The sequence below is a fragment of the Pseudomonas sp. GM60 genome, assembly GCF_000282415.1.
GTDB lineage: Bacteria > Pseudomonadota > Gammaproteobacteria > Pseudomonadales > Pseudomonadaceae > Aquipseudomonas > Aquipseudomonas migulae.
In genome coordinates, this window is sequence record NZ_AKJI01000091.1 from 1 (window position 1) to 18,653 (window position 18,653).

Sequence of the window (18,653 nt, forward strand, 5' to 3'; positions counted from 1 at the left end):
TCCACCGACTGCGACAATTTCCCCGCCAGCGCCGACAGGTCATCCGTCGTCGAGGGTGCCGTCACCGACAAATACCTGTAGGAGCCAGCTTGCTGGCGATGCTAACAACGCGGTATCCCGTTAAACCGCGTTGCTCCTATCGCCGGCAAGCCGGCTCCTACAGGTTCGTGTTTATTTTCAGAGGCGAAACCGATCCACCGACTGCGACAACTTCCCCGCCATCGCCGACAGCACATCCGCGCGTAACGCGTCGTGCATCATGTCGGCTTCGAGGTGATTGCGCAGCGCGGTCATGCTGACCTCGTTGTCATTCACTGCGGTCGCCATTTGCGAATTTCCCAGGTAACTGACCAGGCTCATGATCAAGGCCGTCAGCAGGCCGGTGCCGATCAGCAAGAGCAAGCGTAATTTTATCGACACTCTGTGGGTCTCCTGTCGGAGGGTGCGGCCATTCGCGCATGGCTTCTGAACAGGTTATCGACTGCGTCACAGCGCAATTGAAGGGCTATTTGCGTTCGTGCGGTTTTTACGACATGCGGTAATTCCCCCAAGCCATGTTCGTTTTTTCCTCAGCGCATGCTAGGTTGTACGACGACTGATGAATGATCTTTATGTTCATCACTCGATCACCCACAACAACAAGGAAACACCCATGAAAAAAGCGAAATTGCTGGTTGGATTTCTGTGCCTGTTCAGTGGCTATGTCGCGGCCGCCCCGTCCGCCGCTGAAAAAGACGTGGCCCAGGCTGTCGACCACCTGACCCAGGCCATGCTGAAAAAGAACATTTCCGAACTGAACGCTCTGACCGCCGAAAACCTGACCTACGGGCATTCCAGCGGGAAAATCCAGAACAAGCAGGAATACATCGCCGACATCGAAACCGGTCGGAGCGCTTTCAAGACCCTCGAAATGCAAAACCAGACCATCACCCTGTCCGGTGACGTGGCGTTGGTTCGCAACCATTTCTCGGCACAGGCGCTGAAAGGCACTGAAGTGATTCCGACCGAAATCGAGAACTTCCAGATCTGGCAGAAACAGAAAGGCCACTGGCTGCTGGTCGGGCGTCAGGCGTTCAAGTTCTGATTTGGGTTGTGTAGGAGCGAGCCCGCTCGCGATGGCCCCATAAGCGCCGCGTTGATTCAGGCAAACTGCGTCATCGTTGACGCTCATCGCGAGCGGGCTCGCTCCTACAATGACCGTTGATCTGCGCGCGGGGCGTCGGACCGATAAAAACATATTTTTATGCTTAAATTGATATTGTCGAACAATCCCACTTCCCGAGGGTGCCGTCATGAATATCAAGATCCTGGCTTTAATGCTGTTGGCGTTCTGTGCTCAACCGGTCTGGAGTCAGACGCCGCCCGCCTCAACGGCTGCGCCTGACAGCGTTGCATTGACCACGCGCCTGGCCTTGCGCGACCTGTGGGTCGAACATGTGTTCTGGATCAGAAATTACGCCATCGCCAATCAGGCTGCCGACAAGCAGCAAGCCAAAGTCGCCGCAGATCAAGTGGTCGACAACGCAACCAAAATCGCCAATAGCATCGCCCCGCTCTACGGTCAGCCCGCTGCCGATCAGTTGCTCAAATTGCTGGCCGGCCACTGGGGCGCGGTGAAGCACTACAGCGATGCAACGGTCGCCAAAGACAGCAAAGGCAAGCAAGCCGCAGTCGCGGACCTGACCAGCAATGCCAAGGCGATTGCCGCGTTCCTGGCCAAAGCCAACCCCAACTTGCCTGAAGCCACGCTGGTTGCCATGCTCGGTGCTCACGGGGGTCATCATGTCGCGCAGATCGATGAACTCGCCGCACACGATTACGCGGGCGAAGCGCGGACCTGGCACATGATGCGCGGCCATATCCTGGCGCTGGCCGATGCGCTGACGGCGGCACTGGTCAAGCAGTTCCCGGACAAGTTCTGACGTCGGGCGAGGACACACCATGCTGGAAGGACTGGGCCGGACACAGCAAGACCTGCTCAATGCGCTGCTGCACCATGCGAGCGGCATGAGCATTGACGAGTTGGCCGAACAACTGGCCGTCACGCGCACTGCGATTCGCCAGCATCTGGCGGCGCTTGAGCGTGACGGCCTGGTGTTGCGGGGCGATACCCGGCCGACGGGTCGGCGTCCAGAGCAACTGTACCGGCTCACCGACCATGCCAAGGAGCAGTTTCCTCGCCAGTATCAAATGCTGGCGAGTGTGCTGATCGATGAAGTGGCCGGCATCATCGGTCCCGAAGCGCTGGCCACGCTGATGCGCAGCATGGGCCGAAAACTGGCGCTGGATCGTGAATCGCAGGTGGTCGACGAAGCCAGGATCGTGCAACACATGAACCAGGCGGGATACCAGTCGGAGGTGTTCTTTCGCTCCAGCGGTGACCCGGAAATCGTCGCGCACAACTGCGTTTTTCACCGACTCGCAGAGGCCCATCCGGTGGTCTGTGAACTGGACCTGGCCTTGATCGGCACGCTGGGCGGCGCAGAAGTCGATCACACGGAATGCATGGTGCGCGGCGGTAACGTCTGCCGGTTCAAGCTTCGACCAAACACAGAAACGGCCACCGGGCCCGATAACGTGCGGCCTTCTGAGCAAACAGATCCGGTTGATGATTGAGCCGTCTTCGACATCGCCCAGATCGCAAGACGCGTACACCTCGCCGCCCCCCCTATTCACGTCGAGGCAGCGTTGGCCGAATGGCATCCGGCGAAGTCAGAGATTGCAGTGGCGATCCTCTCAAAGGTAGTATTGAGAACGATTCACACTAACATCTGGAAAGCCAACCGGTGCAAGTTCCTCCGACCAGCAAGCTGGGCTTCTTTTTCAGCGACCATCATCGCTGGCTGCTGCAGCATATCCAGCGGCGCCTGCGCAATCACGCGGACGCTGAGGACACCGCCGCCGATACGTTTTGCCAGATGCTGGTGGCCCGGGTAGACCCCGACAGCATCGAACAACCTCGCGCGTACCTGTCGACCATTGCCCGACGACTGATCTTTGACCGTCATCGCCGGCGCAAGCTGGAACTGGCCTACCTCGAACGCCTGTCCACGCTGCCTGAATCGTTCGCCCCCTCCCCTGAAGAACAGTTGCAACTGATCGAAGCCCTGGTCGCGATCGACCGGGCGCTCGACGGCTTGCCACTGGTCGTCAAAGCCACGTTCCTCTACAGCCAGCTAGACGGTCTGAGCTACGTGGCAATTGCTCACAAAATGGGGCTTTCGGAACGCACGGTCAGCCGCTACATGAAACAGGCATTGCGTCAGTGCTACCTGAGCGAGTTGACGCCATGAGCAAGCCGCGCCTTGACCCGGTCAGCGAGCAGGCCATCGACTGGATGGTGAGCCTTCGTGCCGGCAAGCCCGATGCCGCACTGCAAGAACGGTTCAACGCATGGCTGGCGATGGACCCCGCACATGCCCGGGCCTGGGCCATCTTGCAGGAACGCCTTGGCGGTTCCTTCAACACGATTCGTGCCCTGGATCGGCGTCTGCCCGGTCAGGCCAACGAAGCGCGGCAACTGCTGTTGCAGCCTCATGGTTCACGCCGCGATGCGCTCCGCGTGATCGCCGGCCTGGGTCTGCTGGGTGGCGGCGCGTGGCTCGGCATTCGCAGCCCGCTGGGTGACTCGCTGCTGGCGGATCTGCACACCGGTCGTGGCCAGCGTCAGGACTTCACGCTGGCCGACGGCAGCCGCCTGAGTCTGAACGCGAACAGCGCGGTGGACCTGCGCTTCGATGACAAACAAAGGCTGGTGATTCTGCGCCACGGCGAGCTGGTGATTCAGGTGGCGGCCGACCCCCAGCGTCCGCTGCGGGTGCGCACCGCTCAAGGTGAAATACGGGCACTGGGCACCCGTTTCCTGGTGGCTCAGGAACAAGACGCGACTCGCGTTGTGGTGCTGCAACACTCCATCGAAGCCCGTCTGTTCAACGGCACGACACTTGACCTGCAGGAAGGTCAATCGGCCTTGTTGTATGCAGGGAAAATTGTCCCGGTGGCCGGCGATCAGCGTCATCGCGCCGATTGGCTCAGCGGGCGATTGAACGTGCTGGACGATCCTCTGGAACACGTCGTCGATGCGCTACGCCCCTACAGTCGGGGTTTTGTCCGCGTGGCTCCCGAGGTTCGCGGTTTGCGCGTCCAGGGCGTATTCCCGTTGAACGATCCGGATCGGGTGTTCACGGCCCTGGCGGAAACCCTGCCGATTCGCGTGGATCGCTACAGCCCATGGTTGACGCTGATACGTGCAAAAGAGTCGCGCTGATAAATTTTTTTGAAAATAGCTCTCATTCGTGTCCGGTTTTCATTTCTCGTCCCACCTATCTCCTGACACTTCCACATTTTCAGGAGAACGCTGTGTTCAACCCGTGGCCCCATGCCCTTTCCGCCGCTGTCGCCCTGGCAACCCTGGCGAGCCCTGCCCTGTCGCAGGCGCAAGACCTGATGTTCAACCTGCCGGCCGGCCCACTCGCCAGCACGCTGAATGCCATCGCCAGTCAGAGCGGCCATATCGTTTCATTGGAGCCTTCGCTGGTGCAGGGCAAACAAGCCCCGGCAGTGGTCGGCCAGATGCCTGCGGAACAGGCGATGCAGAAGGCGTTGTCGGGCAGCGGCCTGCAATTGCGAGTGACCGGGCAAGGTAACTTCAGTGTCGAGCCAGCCCCGGACAACAGCGCAGCGTTGCAGCTGGGCGTGACCAACATCGTCGAACGCAGCACCGACGCCACCACCGAAGGCTCAGGCTCCTACGCTGCGCGGGCGGTGACCATCGGCAAGGGCACCCACACCCTCAAGGAAATCCCGCAGTCGGTCACGGTGATGACCCGCAAGCAAATGGACGATCAGGATATCGTCGATCTCAAGGACGCGGCCAACAAGACCACCGGCCTGGTCGGTGCTCAAGGCGTCGGCAGAGGCCTGATCCTGAGCTCGCGTGGTTTCCAGATCGATGACTGGCAGTACGACGGCGTGCCGATTCCGCGCAACTATTACTCGCTGGGCAACTGGGCCACGCAGGACCTGATTTTCTTCGATCGCATGGAAGTGCTACGTGGCGCGTCCGGCCTGCTGCAAGGCACCGGCAGCCCTGGCGGCGCGGTCAACCTGGTGCGCAAACGCGGCCAGGCCGCACCGATAGTGACCCTCACCGGCAAGGCCGGCTCATGGGACCACTACGGTCTGCAACTGGACGCCGGCAGGCCGCTGAACCAGGCCGGCACCGTGCGCGGGCGCTTCATTGCCGACCAGGACGACAGCCACTCGTTCGTCGATTCCGAATGGTACAAGACCACCTCGCTGTACGGCGCGCTGGACTTCGACCTGCGTGAAGACACCACCCTGGGCCTGGCGGTCAGCCAGTCCGACGGCGAATCGCGCTCGAATGTCCGCGGCTTCCCCCGCTACGCCGGCGGTAAGCCCATCGACCTGCCGCGCAGCACGTACACCGGGGCGAAGTGGAACCATTCGGACATCGATGTCACCACGCTCTACACCGACCTGGAACACCGTTTCAACGACGATTGGGCCTTCAAGGTCGGCGCCGTGCGCATGACTGAAACCAATAAAGCGAAAAACCAACGGGTGCAATCCAGTGGCAACGGCATCAATGCCGATGGCAGCGGCGTGCAGTACGCTGACTTCGTGACGGACATGGACTCCACCAAAGTTGCTCTGGACATGAACCTCAACGGCAAATTCGAAGCCTTGTCCATGCAGCAGGAAATCATGGTGGGCGGCAACTATTCCAAATACACGTCGGACGACAAATTCGCCCGAACCTTCAATAACAGTGCCGACACCATCTTCGACATTGATCACAACCGTCCCGAAATCAGCTACGAGGGTTTGCTCAATAGCCCCGGTGGCCGTGGGACACCAAGCAAGTATGACATCCGCCAAAAAGGCCTCTACGGCAGCTGGCGGGTCAAGCCGATTGATCCGCTGACCCTGGTGCTCGGCTCACGGGTCAGTTGGTACGACTACAGCTATAAATCGTGGCGCCAGGACGCGACCAGCATTACCGCCGATCCTGAAAGCACCAGCAACGAAAACGGTGAAGTCACCCCCTTCGCCGGTATCGTCTATGACTTGAGCCGCGAATGGGCGATCTATACCAGCTACACCAACGTGTTCACACCGCAAACCGAACGCACTACAAGCGGCTCGGTAGTCAAACCGATTATCGGTACGAACTACGAGTTGGGTCTCAAGGGCGAGCTGATGGAGGGTCGGGTCAATACGTCCCTGGCGTTGTTCCGTTACGACCAGGAAAACCGTGCCACGCTCGATATGGACGGTGGGCAAAACTGCGACGGTTGGTACTGCTCGAAGGCATCCGGCAAAGTACGCAGCCAGGGTCTCGACGCCGAAATCAGCGGCGAAGTGTTGGACGGTCTGCAACTGTTTGCGGGTTATACCTACAACACCACCAAGTACCTCAAGGACCCGGACAACGAAGGCAAAGTCTTCAGCTGGTGGACGCCGAAACACATGCTGCGCGTCTGGGGCAACTACCAGTTGGGTGGCGACTGGAGCCGTGTGAGTACCGGCCTGGGCTTCACGACCCAAAGCCATACGCTGGGTTACGACCACGTCGTCAACGTACCGGGTTACACCGTCTGGAATGCCCGTGTCGGCTACCAGCTCTCCTCGGAGATCGAGCTGGCGATGAACGCCAACAACCTGTTCGACAAGACTTACTACACAGCGGCCTACAACCAGATCAACGGCAACAACAACTACGGTGAACCACGCAACGTGATGTTCAGCGTGAAATACACGCCGGAGTTCTAACACCACCGTTCGACCATCAACGCCCTCCTTCCGGCTGCTGTCGCAGGGAGGGCCGTTTCAGGGTCATTCAATTTCCAAAGGTATCGCAAACGTTCTTTTATTATTCTGCATCGCGACAAACGTCTTGAACTGCTTGATGTTTCCGAAGAAAAACAACTCCCTGGTTAATTGTTCGTACTCACTCATGTCACGCACATTCAACACCAGTAAAAAATCAAAATCCCCCGTCACATAATAAACCTGCTGAACTTGCGGACAACTCACAAAGCGCCGCTTTATCTCATCCAGCAAATCAAGTCTTTCATTCTCTAGTTTAACTTCGACGATAACGGTGATCGGTCGGCCGACCGCTGCCGGGTCGACAATACTGACGTTATATCTGATCACTCCCGCCGCTTCGAGGGCGGCGATTCTTCTATTGACTGCCGAAGGAGACAGGTTCACGCCCTCAGCCAGTTCCCGCTGGGAAATCCGGTTGTTTTCCTGAAGGAAGTTGAGAATTTTGCGGTCATAGGCATCTAGCTGCATAGGGGAACTCCTTCACCTGGGGCCCAGCCATTACAGCAGAAAAGGCACCTGGACGCTCATTCGTTGCGCACAAGCCCTTGTTCCAACGCACCAAACCTGACCGCTGCGCAACAAAATGCTGAAAACGCAACGATGGTGCGTTTGACGCCGCGATTTTCGAGCAATCGTGCGCCCCCTGAGCATTAGCATCGTTTTATCCCACCTGCTTGTCAGGCAAGGGCTGCGCTCCACCCGCCGAAAACAATAAAAACGGAGAAAGCATGACTAACGCCATCTCACCCCCAATCGCAGCTTTTAGTTTGGTACTGCCCCACCACTTAACCGATGGGAGTTTCACGATGAACAGTGCTCAAGAAAGTCGAGTTGACCGCCGTATCATTTCAAAGGCCGGTCGTTTTCTTATCGTTGGCGCAGCCAGTCTTATCTTCAGCCTCGGTATTACCGGCGCAGCGAGTGCAGCCAGCCTGGCAGAGATAAACAGTCGCGGCACACTTAACGTTGCAACCGAAGACAGTTATTACCCTTTCGAATTTATAAAGGACGGTGAGTCCGAAGGATTCCATAAGGACGTTATCGCGGAGCTGCGCAAGTACGTTCAATTCAAAGTGAATCAGGACATCATGCCCTGGACCGGCCTGCTGGCGGGTATCACCTCCGGGAAGTACGACGCCGCCATCACCGGCGCCGGTGTTACGGAGGAACGCCTGGGCGCCTTTGACTTCGTGGCACCGGTCGCCCCTGAGGTCTCGCATTACATCAAGCGCGCAAACGATGACCGCATCAAAAGCGTCTCGGACCTTTCCGGGTTGATCGTCGGCGTGCAGGCCGGTGGTGCGCAACTGGCCCGACTGACGCAGCTGGATGCAAAGCTCAAAGCCTCCGGCGGTTCCATTGGCAAGATCGTGCAGTACCAATCCTACCCGGAGGCGTATGCCGACCTGGCGAACCACCGGCTCGACTACGTTGTGAACTCGATCGTGCCCGCCAACATGCTGGTGAAGGAACGTCCACAGGTGTTCGCCGTTGGCGAGGCCACTTCAAGCATGGGCTACATCGCCTGGCCAGTGGCCAAGGGCAACAAGGAGCTTCTCGATTACCTGAGTGGTTTTGTGAACCACTTGCGTGACACCGGCAAGCTCGCCGAACTACAGAAAAAATGGCTCGGGCAATCGTTCGATGACCTGCCCCACGAGCCGATTACTTCTGCGCCACAGTTCACTCAACTGACCGCGAAATAACCTGAGAGCCGCCATCGTTGGCGCAAGAAGTGTCAGCGATGGTCAGGTCAGTAGATCGTTCTTTTGATCCGGCAGGTAGCCGACGGCCAAAAGACTTGTTCGAAGGATGTTTTCAATGCAAAGCAGTGACTGGATCACGCTTGTGTACGCGGCCTGGACGACCGTTTGGGTGTCAGGCCTTTCTATCGTGCTCGGCATCATTCTGGGGCTGGTTGTTGCCATGTTGCGGGCGGCAAAGATCCCGGTCTTGAGCCAGGCCCTCGCGGTCTATGTCAGTTTGATCAGGGCGACACCGATGGTCACGCTGGTGCTGTTTCTGTTTGTGATTGCGCCCTCCATCGGCTGGGAAGTCGACGCCCGGGTGGTGGCCATTGCGGCCATGACCCTCAACACCACGGCGTTCAACGCCGAGATCTGGCGCAGCGCCCTGACCAGTTTCTCGCGCGAACAACTGGAAGCGGCAAAAGCCGCCGGCATGACCACGGGGCTGACACTTCGCCGCATCATGCTCCCGCAGATGTTGACCACCAGCCTTCCCGGGCTTGTGAACGAAATGTCCCTGTTGGTCAAAAGCAGTCCCGCGATCGCCATGATCGGCATTGTGGACCTGACGCGCGTGACGAATCGGATCGCTGCCGTCACTTACGATCCGCTTCCTCCCATCCTCGCGGCGGGCCTGCTTTACATCGTGATCATCGGTGGACTTGTCCGCTTCCAGAGAATTGCAGACTCGCGCGCCAAGCGCCTGGCCATGTAGGGGCTCCCATGAACGGAATTAAAATGCTGTGGGACAACCTGGACGTGTTCGCGGCCGGGCTGCAGAACACACTCATACTCTTTGGCGTGTCGTCTGCCTGCTCATTTATGTTGGCCTGCGTTATCGCTTTCCTGCTGGAAGGACAGGACAACCTGTTTCGACGGCTTGTTCGCTGGGCGCTGGACCTGATGCGAATGCTGCCCTTCCTGATCTTCCTGTACCTCCTTTACTACGGGCTTCCCAATCTGGGTATCAGCCTGGATGTATGGTCGGCGGGTTTCATTGCCCTGATTACGTATCACGGTGCTTATTTCGCCGAGATCCTGCGGGCGGCGAGAACCGCGCTGCCCGCAGGCCAGGCGGAAGCGGCCTATGCCCACGGCTTCGTCAACTCGAACATGTACTGGAGGATTCTTCTCCCGCAAATGGTGATGCGTTCCGGGCCGCTCTTTGGCAACCAATTGGTCTGCCTGCTGAAGGACACCGCCTTCCTGTCGATCATCACTTTGATGGATCTGACGGCTGCGGCCTCTGCTGTACAAGCCAAATATTTTGTTCCGCTGCCGCCCTTCATATTCGTGATCGCACTGTATTGGTCCATCACCCTGTTGGTTGAGGCATTACTTCGTCGCCTGGGTCGCCGAGCGCAGAAAAGAGGATTGGTCCATGAATAAGTCCGCCCCGGTCGTTGAAATCCGTGACCTGCATAAACACTTCGCCGGCATTGAGGTGCTTCGCGGCATCAACCTCAAGGTCGAGCGAGGACAGACTGTCAGCATTCTGGGTTCTTCCGGCTCAGGCAAATCCACCATGTTGCGTTGCATCAACTGGCTGGAAGTGCCTGATACCGGTGAAATCTACATCGGCGGTGATCGCATGGGCGTTAAAAGTGGCGGCGGCAAAGCCATGTCCAATCGCGAACTGGCGGCGATGCGCGCAAGAACCGCCATGGTGTTCCAGAGCTTCAATCTCTGGCCCCATCTGACGGTGCTTCAGAATGTCACCGAGGCGCCCATTCATGTCATGGGTGTCAGTCGCAAAGAGGCCAATGATCAGGCGGTTGCGCTGCTGGAGAAAGTCGGCCTGTCGCACAAGCACGATGCTTATCCCTGGTCGTTGTCAGGAGGCCAACGGCAGCGGGTTGCCATTGCGCGAGCCTTGGCGATGAACCCGCAAGTCATCTTGTTCGATGAGCCGACGTCTGCGCTCGATCCAGAACTGGTCGGGGAAGTCCTGGCGGTGATGCGCTCACTGGCCGAGGACGGTTTCACGATGGTCATCGTGACCCATGAAATGGAATTTGCCCGCGCCGTCTCCAACGAGGTCGTGTTCATTGAAAAAGGACAGATCATTGAAAGAGCCGCACCGGAAAAATTCTTTACCAACTCAGACAGTGAACGCGTTCGGCAGTTTTTAGGGCGCTACAGAACGACCACGGCATGACTGCCCCTGAAACTCGCCAAAACGCGCACGCCTTTTCTCCAGCGTTACAAGGAACCGCTATGTTTTTCGCTAACCCACGCGCCTCTCGCAGCACCTACCCAAAACACCTTCAGGACATCATGAATGTCGACGCGGCCCATGAGTCACGAGACTGGCTATCGAGCTGGGAACACCTGAACCAAAAGGCGACACCGCTGTGGGAACTTCCGGGCATGGCTGAAGAACTCGGCGTGGCCAGGTTCTGGGTCAAGGACGAATCGACACGCTCACCCCTGGGCAGCTTCAAGGCACTCGGCGCACCGATCGCGTTGATCCGGCTGATTCTGCGGCTGATGCCCCATGAATCCTTTGATCCCAAAGGGCTCATCACCGGTCAATATCGGCAGCGCCTGCATGATTTCACGGTCATCAGTGCCACTGACGGCAATCACGGGCGGGCCCTGGCGGCCGCGGCTCAAACCGTCGGCTGCCAATGCGTCATCGTTTTGCATGCCAACGTGAGTACGGAACGCGAGGCGGCCATTGCCGCGTATGGCGCCCGCATCATCCGGGTTGAAGGTAACTACGACGAGTCGGTGGAACATACCGCCGCCGTGGCAGAACAAAACGGTTGGCCGGTCGTCTCGGACACCTCGTATGAGGGCTACGAGATCGTCCCTCGCGACGTGATGCAAGGCTACGGCACCATCGCCGCCGAGTTGATCGAGCAAACCACGGGCAAGGCCCAGGCGACCTGCCCTTTCACCCACGTGTTCCTGCAAGGGGGGGTGGGAGGCATGGCTGCGGGCATCAGCAGTTACCTCTGGGAAATTTACCAGGAACAGCGTCCCGTCTTCGTCATGGTCGAACCCCGGCAAGCGGATTGCCTGTACCAAAGTGCGGTTCAGGGCCTGCCCGCCAAAGCAACAGGCTCGGTGGACTCGGTCATGGCGGGCCTGGCCTGCGGCGAAACCTCTCCCCTCGCCTGGCGATTCCTCGAACCGTGCGTAGATTTCTTTATGACCATCAGCGACGACGACGCCGTGTCTGCCATGCAGCAGCTGGCTCACGGCAGTCCAACCGACATTCCTGTGGTGGCCGGTGAGTCGGCGGTGGCCGGTCTGGCAGCGCTTCAAATCCTGCTACGCGATTCGGCAACCGCCAGAACAGTCGGCATCGACCGAGAATCCCGAGTGCTCATCATCAGTACCGAGGGTGCGACGGCCCCGTCGGTCTACGAGCGTCTGGTGGGTGAATCCGCGCAAGCGGTCACTGCCCGTCAGCACCAATGGCAGCTACAAAAAAATGTGTAATCAACAGAACGCAGGAGCCCATGCAGTGATCGACGACCACGAGTTTCACGCGCAGCTGGTCAGCTGGCGTCACCACCTCCATCAACACCCTGAGGTCGGTTTCGAAGAAGTCCACACCTCCGACTACGTGGCTGATGCGCTCGCGTCGATGGGCCTTGAGGTGCATCGGGGCATAGGCGGCACAGGCCTGGTCGCCAGTTTGAAGGTCGGAGACAGTCCGGCGGTGGTGGGCCTTCGGGCCGACATGGATGCACTGCACATTCACGAAGATGCTCCGGGGCGGCATCACGCCTCGGTAACCGCAGGGAAAATGCATGCCTGCGGTCATGACGGCCACATGTCCATGATCCTCGGCGCCGCCAGGCTGTTGACCACAACTCGCGATTTCAACGGGACGGTACGCTTCATTTTCCAGCCCGCCGAAGAACACGGCTGTGGCGCCAAAGCGATGATCGCTGATGGCCTGTTCGATCGCTTCCCGGTGGATGCGATCTACGGCGCTCATAACATGCCGGGGTTGCCCGCCGGCACAATCGCGACGCGCTCTGGAGGGATCATGGCCAGTGAGGACAACTTCGTTATCCGGATCAAGGGCCAGGGCACGCACGCGGCACGACCGCACATGGGGGTTGACCCGATCGTCATCGCTTCCGAGGTGGTGCTGGCCCTGCAAACGGTGATTTCCCGCAACCTCGACCCGAGCGTTCCGGCCGTGATTTCCTGCACAGAGTTCATCACCGATGGCATCCGCAATGCGATTCCAACCCACGTCGTCATCAAGGGCGACACGCGCAGCTACGCGCCCGAGGTCCAGGCCATGCTGGAAAGGCGCATGCGAGAAATCTGCGAAGGCATTTGCAGGCTCCATGGCGCATCGTGCGAGTTCGAATACACCCATGAATTCGCACCCACCGTGAACTGGGAAAAGTGCACCCCCATCGCTGTCGCGGCGGCGACCCGAATTGTTGGCCCGGACCGGGTGAATGCGGACATCCAGCCGATGATGATTTCAGAGGATTTCGGCGCGTTCCTGCAGGTCGTACCCGGCAATTTTGTGTTTATCGGCAACGGTGACAAAGCGGATGAAGGGGGGACTCCGCTTCACAACGCCAGGTATGACTTCAACGACAATGTGCTGGCCACGGGGGCGCACTATTTCGCCGAAGTTGCCCGTACAGCACTCGCTGCGGGATAACCCGCCACAGAGCAGCACGCCAACGTGCTGCTTTTTCTGTCGGGCGGCTACGCGCTTCGACTGCCCTTGAACGCCTCACGCCGCGCCTGCCTCTCTGCGCGGTACGCCGCGCTCTGCTCACTGATCAGCTCTTCGCGGCGCAACAGCTCACCGCAATGTGCGCACAGCGGTCCTAACCCGGCGGGCTCGCCACAGGTTTTGTGGGTGTACACCACCGCCAACCCTTCTTCCGGCGACTTGCACCAGGTTTCCCCCCAGGCGCGCAGTGCCAACACCACCGAGTAAAAGGCCTGCCCTTTCGCGGTGAGGTGATACTCGTAGCGCGGTGGCCGTTCGTTGTAGAGACGGCGTTCTACCAGTCCGTCGGCTTCCAGGTTTTTCAGGCGTGCAGCGACCATTTGCGGGGTGCCGCCGGTCTGCGCCTGGATCTCGTCATATCGATGACTCCCCATGAACAACTCACGCAGGACCAGCACGGTCCAGCGGTCGCCCACGACTGTCTCGGCCCGCGCAATCGGGCATAGAGTGTCGGGAGCAGCAATGTTGGTCGACATACGGGCTTGCCTCTTTCGCTGTAACTATGATTATCATATCAACAAGATGCCCAGGCAAGTCCCCGGCACCGATCACTCAACTTTTGTGGAGAACATCGTCATGTCGAACGCCCTTTATCCGCTCAACAGGACCGCCTATCTGCTGGTCGACCCGTACAACGATTTCCTCTCGGAAGGCGGCAAGGTTTTCCCCTTGATCAAGCCGATCGCCGAGCAAGTCGGCCTGCTCGACAACCTGCGCACGCTCGACCGCACAGTTCGCGCCCTCGACATTCCGGTCGTCATCGTACCGCACCATCGCTGGGAACACGGTGACTACGAAGGCTGGGACCATCCAACGCCGACCCAGTGCAAGATCATGCACATGCACCACTTCGCTCGCGGGGAATGGGGCGGCGAATGGCATCCTGATTTTGCGCCGAGGGACGGTGACATCGTCGTGCAGGAGCATTGGGGTTCGAGCGGTTTCGCCAACACCGACCTGGATTTTCGCCTCAAGCAAAAAGGCATCACCCACGTGATCATCGTCGGTCTGCTGGCCAACACCTGCATCGAAGCGACCGCCCGTTATGCATCGGAAATGGGTTACCACGTCACCCTGGTGCGCGACGCGACCGCCGCCTTCCGCCCGGAAATGATGCACGCCGCCCACGAGCTGAACGGCCCCACGTTTGCCCATTCGATTGTGACCACGGACGAACTCGTCGCCGCCCTCGCAGGGCAGGAATAACCGATGATGAAACTGACAGGAAACCTGATCATCGGGACCCACGATGTCGCGGCCACCGAAGGAACGATGAAAGCGCTCAACCCCGCGACCAACACGTTGATCGAACCGGATTTTGCCCTCGGCGGCGTCGCGCAAGTCCACCAGGCAGCAACGCTCGCCGACGAAGCGTTCGACAGTTACAGCCATACGTCGCTCGCTCGGCGCGCAGCGTTTCTCGAGAGCATTGCCGACAATCTTGAGGCCACCCGCAAGGAGCTGGCGGCACGGGCCGCGCTCGAAACGGGTCTGCCAGAAGCTCAGCTTGAGGGCGAAGCGGGCAGAGCCGCCGTCCAGTTCCGTCAGTTCGCGGAGGTCGTGCGCAAAGGCCGCTTCCTGCAACTGGCCATCGATCCGGCACAACCTGATCGTCAGCCGCGCCCGCGCATGGACCATCGCCTGCAGAAAATGGCCATCGGCCCGGTGGCCATTTTCGGCGCGAGCAACTTTCCGATTGCCTATTCCGTGGCCGGTGGCGACACCGCTTCGGCATTGGCCGCCGGCGCGACCGTCATCCTCAAAGCGCACAACGCCCATCCGGGCGCTTCGGAAATCCAGGCGCGGGCCATCCAAAAGGCCGTGCAGGAGCACGGGTTGCACGAGGGGGTTTTCTCGATGGTACGCGGCAGCGGCAACACCATCGGCGAAGCGCTGGTCGATCATCCTTTGATTAAAGCCGTGACGTTTACCGGTTCGGAGCAAGGCGGCATGGCGCTGTATCGGCGTGCGCAACTGCGGCCCGATCCCATCCCGGTGTTTACCGAAATGACCAGCATCAACCCCACATTCATCCTGCCCGCAGCTCTGGCCGAGCGCGGCGCGCAGATCGGCGATGGCTTTATCGAGCGCATGCTGGTCAATGTCGGGCAAGCCTGCCTCAGGCCCGCGCTGCTGATCGCGATCAAAGGCGCCGGCCTTGAAGCGCTGCGCGCCGCCATGATGCAGCGCGTCAGTGAGGCCGCAGCCCGCACGATGCTGACGCCGGGGATCCATGCGTCATACCTGAACGGTCTTACCGCAATGGAAAACGCCGGTGCGCAGCGCATTGCCGAAGGCGCGGCCGCCAGCGCCGACGTTGACGGCCAATCGGCGTTGCTGGAGGTCACCGGCCAACGTTTTCTCGAGGAAGCCGCCCTGTCGCAGGAAGTCTTCGGACCATCGGCGCTGCTGGTGACCGTCGAGGACGAGGCTGAACTGCTCGCCATTGCCCGCTCGCTCAAAGGCCAACTCAGCGCCGCCCTGCACCTCGAAGCGACTGACTTGCCACTGGCCCGGCGCTTGTTGCCGGTGCTGGAGCGCAGGACCGGACGCATCGTCGTCAACGCCTTCGCCCATCCGCAGGAGGTGACGCACGCCACTGTTCACGGCGGACCGTTTCCGGCGACCTCGGACAGTCGCTTCACCTCGGTGGGCATGACGTCGATCGAACGCTTCCTGCGGCCGGTGGCTTACCAGGGGTTTCCGGACGCGCTGTTGCCTGAGGCACTGCGTGATTTCAACCCGTTGGGGCTGCCTCGGCTGGTGGACGGGCAGTAGGCGCCACCCAGCGCTGAACGTCTTGCGAGTCAGTGGCCAGAATCGCGATCGATAGCAAAGTGGCGCACTCCCAAACACCGGTCTTTCCAGCTAGACCGGTTTGCCCAGTGCGTTGTCGATCATCAGACGAACGCCCCGCAACACTTGCGCCGACACCTCTGGCCTGGCCTTCGCCGTGGCACGCGCAACCGATAGGGCACCGACCATGGCGGCAACGATGGCCATGGCGGTGTCCAGCGCGTCGACGCCGGGGTTGTTGGCAGCAACCCTGCGCTCAAACGCCCGAACCAGCACCATGTAACCCTCGGTAAACGTAGCGCTCGCCGCAACATCCTGACGGCCGATTTCGCTGGCGGACGCGGCCATTGCGCAGTGATCGGCGTAGTCGTCGCGCTTGTCGACGGATAGATAGTCAGACAGGAAACGATCCAGGTCCGGCTCGCCATCGACAGTGCCCGAATAGAGCTTGGCATTGCCCTGCGCCAGGCTCCACGCCAGCGCCTCGGCCGCCAGTGCTTCCTTGGACGCGAAGTGCGCGTACAGCGCGCCGTGGGTCAAACCGGCCGACTTGCTGATTTCGGCAACGCCCACCCCGTCGATTCCTTTCTGGCGAAACAGACGGCTCGCCGCCTCGATCAGTGCGGCGCGGTTTTCTTCAGCTTTTTCTTTCGAGATTTTCATAATGAGGCTCCTCCGCGCGCACTCTGGCACATTATCGTTGTAGTCGCAATTAACAAGAATGGCAGGTATTACCGGTCGTCGCAGAGGATCACATTCCATCTTGACTTTAATAATTACGACCAACATTATAAATTCATTGATTGCGACCGCAATCTCAATGAGCGTAAGTCGCTCGCCCAGCCAGAGCACACCACCATGAACATTAAAGATTCCGTAGCTTTTGTTACCGGCGCCAACCGTGGTCTTGGCCTCGCCTTCGCAAAGGAACTCGTGGCACGTGGCGCGAGCAAGGTTTATGCAGGGGTGCGCAACCCTGAAGGTGTCGACATTCCGGGGGTGATCGCCATTCGCCTCGACGTCAGCGACCCGGCATCGGTTGCTGCAGCGGTGGCCCAGGCTGGCGACGTGACACTCTTGGTAAACAATGCCGGCATCGCTCGCGTGCTGCCCTCCATGCTGGATCCTGGCCTGGTGGAAGCTGCCCGCGAAATCTTCGAAACCAATTACTACGGCGTCATGCACGTCAGCCTCGCCTTCGCACCCATCCTCAAAGCCAACGGCGGTGGCGCGATCGTCAACGTACTGTCGGATGCGACCTGGATTGCCGCGCCTTTCCTGTCCGCCTATGCAGCATCGAAAGCAGCGGCGTGGAGCTTCACCAATTCGCTGCGAATCGAACTCCATGGCCAGGGCACAAGTGTGCAAGGGCTGCACGTGGGTTTCATCGACACCGACCTGACACACGGTTTTGATGTACCGAAAGTCCAGCCATCCGACGTCGTGATCCAATCGCTGGACGGAGTGGAAGCGGGACTACAGGAAGTGCTCGCAGACGAAGGCACACGCGCCATCAAAGCCAGCCTGTCTACCGGGCAAGCGGCTTACCTCAACGCCCAGACCGTTGCGTAAGGGGCACACAGTGAACCTCTTCCAGCGGTTGGCCCTCGGGGCTTCATTCTTCGCCATCGCAGTCAGCGGCGCCCTCGCGGCTCCGGCTGCCACGCACAACAGCGCTCCCAATCAATTCGTCGAGGCTGACGGCGTGCGTTATGCCTATCGACAATTCGGGGCGCAGACGGGCGTTCCCGTTATCTTGCTCCAGCACTTTCGCGGCAATCTGGATTACTGGGACCCGGCCGTGACCGATGGTCTGGCGAAGCAACGACCGGTCTACCTGTTCGACAATGCTGGGGTGGGCCTCAGTAGCGGCGAAACGCCTGATTCGTTCGAGGGCATGGCCGACCACGTCGCCGCATTTGCCCGCACACGCGGCTTGAAGCAGGTTGACGTACTTGGCTTTTCAATCGGCGGCATGGTGGCGCAGGAAGTTGCGTTACGCCATCCGCAGTTGGTGCGCCGGCTGATCCTGGCAGGAACGTCGCCGCGCGGCGGGATTGCGGGAAATGATCCTCGGGTTCCCGAAATCGCGCTTCGCGAGTCCATCGCCACGCTGGAAGAAACGGCTTACCTGTTTTTCGATCCGGCGCCGTCCAGCCAACTGGCAGCCCGGGAATTCTGGGAAAGGCGCCACCAACGCACTGAGGGCCTCGACAAGCTCAATTCGATGAAGGTCATCGCAGCCCAAGGGGCCGCGCTGGGCAAGTGGAACGCACCCGGTGACGGCACTTTTGCTCAATTGAGCAAGATTACCCAACCAACCCTGGTGGTAAACGGCAGCAAGGACATCATGGTCCCCACCCAGAACTCGTTCACGCTGCAACAGCACATACCGAACGCCAAACTGCTGATCTATCCAAACTCGGGGCACGGTGCGTTATTCCAATATGCCGACGATTTCGTGCAGCAAGCCAATGCCTTCCTGAACTGAGCCCATACTCAGCTCAGGCCCACAATGCTGCGCCACGGAG

Annotated in this window: 19 protein-coding genes and 1 pseudogene; 16 read left to right on the forward strand and 4 right to left on the reverse strand. The window is 59.6% G+C overall.

Annotated elements, in window-relative coordinates; all coding sequences use genetic code 11:
- Positions 1-198: 198 nt before the first annotated feature.
- Positions 199-420, reverse strand: a pseudogene (locus tag PMI32_RS07690) (hypothetical protein); the annotation flags it as partial.
- A gap of 232 nt (positions 421-652) precedes the next feature.
- Between PMI32_RS07690 and PMI32_RS07685 the strand changes: the two are divergent.
- The 6 genes from PMI32_RS07685 to PMI32_RS07660 all read left to right on the forward strand — a co-directional run bounded on the left by PMI32_RS07685 (position 653) and on the right by PMI32_RS07660 (position 6,795).
- Entirely contained in the window at positions 653-1,084 is a 432-nt protein-coding gene (locus PMI32_RS07685; RefSeq protein WP_008032405.1) for a nuclear transport factor 2 family protein, read from the forward strand.
- Positions 1,085-1,292: 208 nt separating this feature from the next.
- Positions 1,293-1,922, forward strand: coding sequence for a hypothetical protein (locus PMI32_RS07680; protein WP_008032407.1), 630 nt, complete (start codon positions 1,293-1,295; stop codon positions 1,920-1,922).
- A gap of 19 nt (positions 1,923-1,941) precedes the next feature.
- Positions 1,942-2,616: a helix-turn-helix transcriptional regulator gene (locus PMI32_RS07675; RefSeq protein ID WP_008032408.1), complete on the forward strand. Its 675-nt coding sequence runs from the start codon at positions 1,942-1,944 to the stop codon at positions 2,614-2,616.
- 170 nt (positions 2,617-2,786) lie between these two features.
- Positions 2,787-3,293 (forward strand): sigma-70 family RNA polymerase sigma factor, encoded by a 507-nt coding sequence (locus tag PMI32_RS07670; protein WP_008032410.1) that lies wholly within the window; start codon positions 2,787-2,789, stop codon positions 3,291-3,293.
- Positions 3,290-4,267, forward strand: a complete 978-nt coding sequence (locus tag PMI32_RS07665) for a FecR domain-containing protein (RefSeq protein WP_008032412.1) — start codon at positions 3,290-3,292, stop codon at positions 4,265-4,267. Before PMI32_RS07670 ends, PMI32_RS07665 begins: the two co-directional genes overlap by 4 nt.
- 92 nt (positions 4,268-4,359) lie before the next feature.
- Positions 4,360-6,795, forward strand: a complete 2,436-nt coding sequence (locus tag PMI32_RS07660; protein WP_008032414.1) for a TonB-dependent siderophore receptor — start codon at positions 4,360-4,362, stop codon at positions 6,793-6,795.
- Between the two features lie 63 nt (positions 6,796-6,858).
- Here the strand turns inward: PMI32_RS07660 and PMI32_RS07655 are convergent, their stop codons facing one another.
- Complete coding sequence (locus PMI32_RS07655; RefSeq protein ID WP_008032416.1) at positions 6,859-7,323, reverse strand: Lrp/AsnC family transcriptional regulator; 465 nt, start codon at positions 7,321-7,323, stop codon at positions 6,859-6,861.
- A 260-nt stretch (positions 7,324-7,583) separates the two neighbouring features.
- Here PMI32_RS07655 and PMI32_RS07650 point away from each other — a divergent pair, with 260 nt between their 5' ends.
- From PMI32_RS07650 to PMI32_RS07625, 6 genes are all read left to right on the forward strand, one after another.
- Complete coding sequence (locus PMI32_RS07650) at positions 7,584-8,561, forward strand: transporter substrate-binding domain-containing protein (protein ID WP_238541034.1); 978 nt, start codon at positions 7,584-7,586, stop codon at positions 8,559-8,561.
- A gap of 115 nt (positions 8,562-8,676) precedes the next feature.
- Entirely contained in the window at positions 8,677-9,318 is a 642-nt protein-coding gene (locus PMI32_RS07645) for an amino acid ABC transporter permease (protein WP_008032418.1), read from the forward strand.
- Between the two features lie 8 nt (positions 9,319-9,326).
- Complete coding sequence (locus PMI32_RS07640; RefSeq protein WP_008032420.1) at positions 9,327-9,992, forward strand: amino acid ABC transporter permease; 666 nt, start codon at positions 9,327-9,329, stop codon at positions 9,990-9,992.
- On the forward strand, positions 9,985-10,761 hold the full coding sequence (locus PMI32_RS07635) for an amino acid ABC transporter ATP-binding protein (RefSeq protein WP_008032422.1): 777 nt from the start codon (positions 9,985-9,987) through the stop codon (positions 10,759-10,761). Before PMI32_RS07640 ends, PMI32_RS07635 begins: the two co-directional genes overlap by 8 nt.
- A gap of 59 nt (positions 10,762-10,820) precedes the next feature.
- Entirely contained in the window at positions 10,821-12,053 is a 1,233-nt protein-coding gene (locus tag PMI32_RS07630; protein WP_008032424.1) for a diaminopropionate ammonia-lyase, read from the forward strand.
- A gap of 25 nt (positions 12,054-12,078) precedes the next feature.
- Positions 12,079-13,248, forward strand: coding sequence for a M20 aminoacylase family protein (locus tag PMI32_RS07625; protein WP_008032426.1), 1,170 nt, complete (start codon positions 12,079-12,081; stop codon positions 13,246-13,248).
- A 47-nt stretch (positions 13,249-13,295) separates the two neighbouring features.
- Here PMI32_RS07625 and PMI32_RS07620 read toward each other — a convergent pair whose 3' ends face one another.
- Entirely contained in the window at positions 13,296-13,802 is a 507-nt protein-coding gene (locus tag PMI32_RS07620; protein WP_008032428.1) for a winged helix-turn-helix transcriptional regulator, read from the reverse strand.
- Positions 13,803-13,902: 100 nt separating this feature from the next.
- Here PMI32_RS07620 and PMI32_RS07615 point away from each other — a divergent pair, with 100 nt between their 5' ends.
- Together PMI32_RS07615 and PMI32_RS07610 are read left to right on the forward strand one after the other, a co-directional pair.
- Positions 13,903-14,532, forward strand: coding sequence for a cysteine hydrolase family protein (locus tag PMI32_RS07615; RefSeq protein ID WP_008032429.1), 630 nt, complete (start codon positions 13,903-13,905; stop codon positions 14,530-14,532).
- Positions 14,533-14,538: 6 nt separating this feature from the next.
- Positions 14,539-16,104, forward strand: coding sequence for an aldehyde dehydrogenase (NADP(+)) (locus PMI32_RS07610; protein ID WP_032829024.1), 1,566 nt, complete (start codon positions 14,539-14,541; stop codon positions 16,102-16,104).
- A gap of 90 nt (positions 16,105-16,194) precedes the next feature.
- Here the strand turns inward: PMI32_RS07610 and PMI32_RS07605 are convergent, their stop codons facing one another.
- On the reverse strand, positions 16,195-16,785 hold the full coding sequence (locus PMI32_RS07605; RefSeq protein WP_008032432.1) for a TetR/AcrR family transcriptional regulator: 591 nt from the start codon (positions 16,783-16,785) through the stop codon (positions 16,195-16,197).
- A 195-nt stretch (positions 16,786-16,980) separates the two neighbouring features.
- Here PMI32_RS07605 and PMI32_RS07600 point away from each other — a divergent pair, with 195 nt between their 5' ends.
- Together PMI32_RS07600 and PMI32_RS07595 are read left to right on the forward strand one after the other, a co-directional pair.
- Complete coding sequence (locus PMI32_RS07600; RefSeq protein WP_008032433.1) at positions 16,981-17,694, forward strand: SDR family oxidoreductase; 714 nt, start codon at positions 16,981-16,983, stop codon at positions 17,692-17,694.
- Positions 17,695-17,704: 10 nt separating this feature from the next.
- The gene (locus PMI32_RS07595) at positions 17,705-18,613 is read left to right on the forward strand and encodes an alpha/beta fold hydrolase (RefSeq protein WP_008032434.1); all 909 of its coding nucleotides are present in this window, start codon (positions 17,705-17,707) and stop codon (positions 18,611-18,613) included.
- Positions 18,614-18,653: the final 40 nt, after the last annotated feature.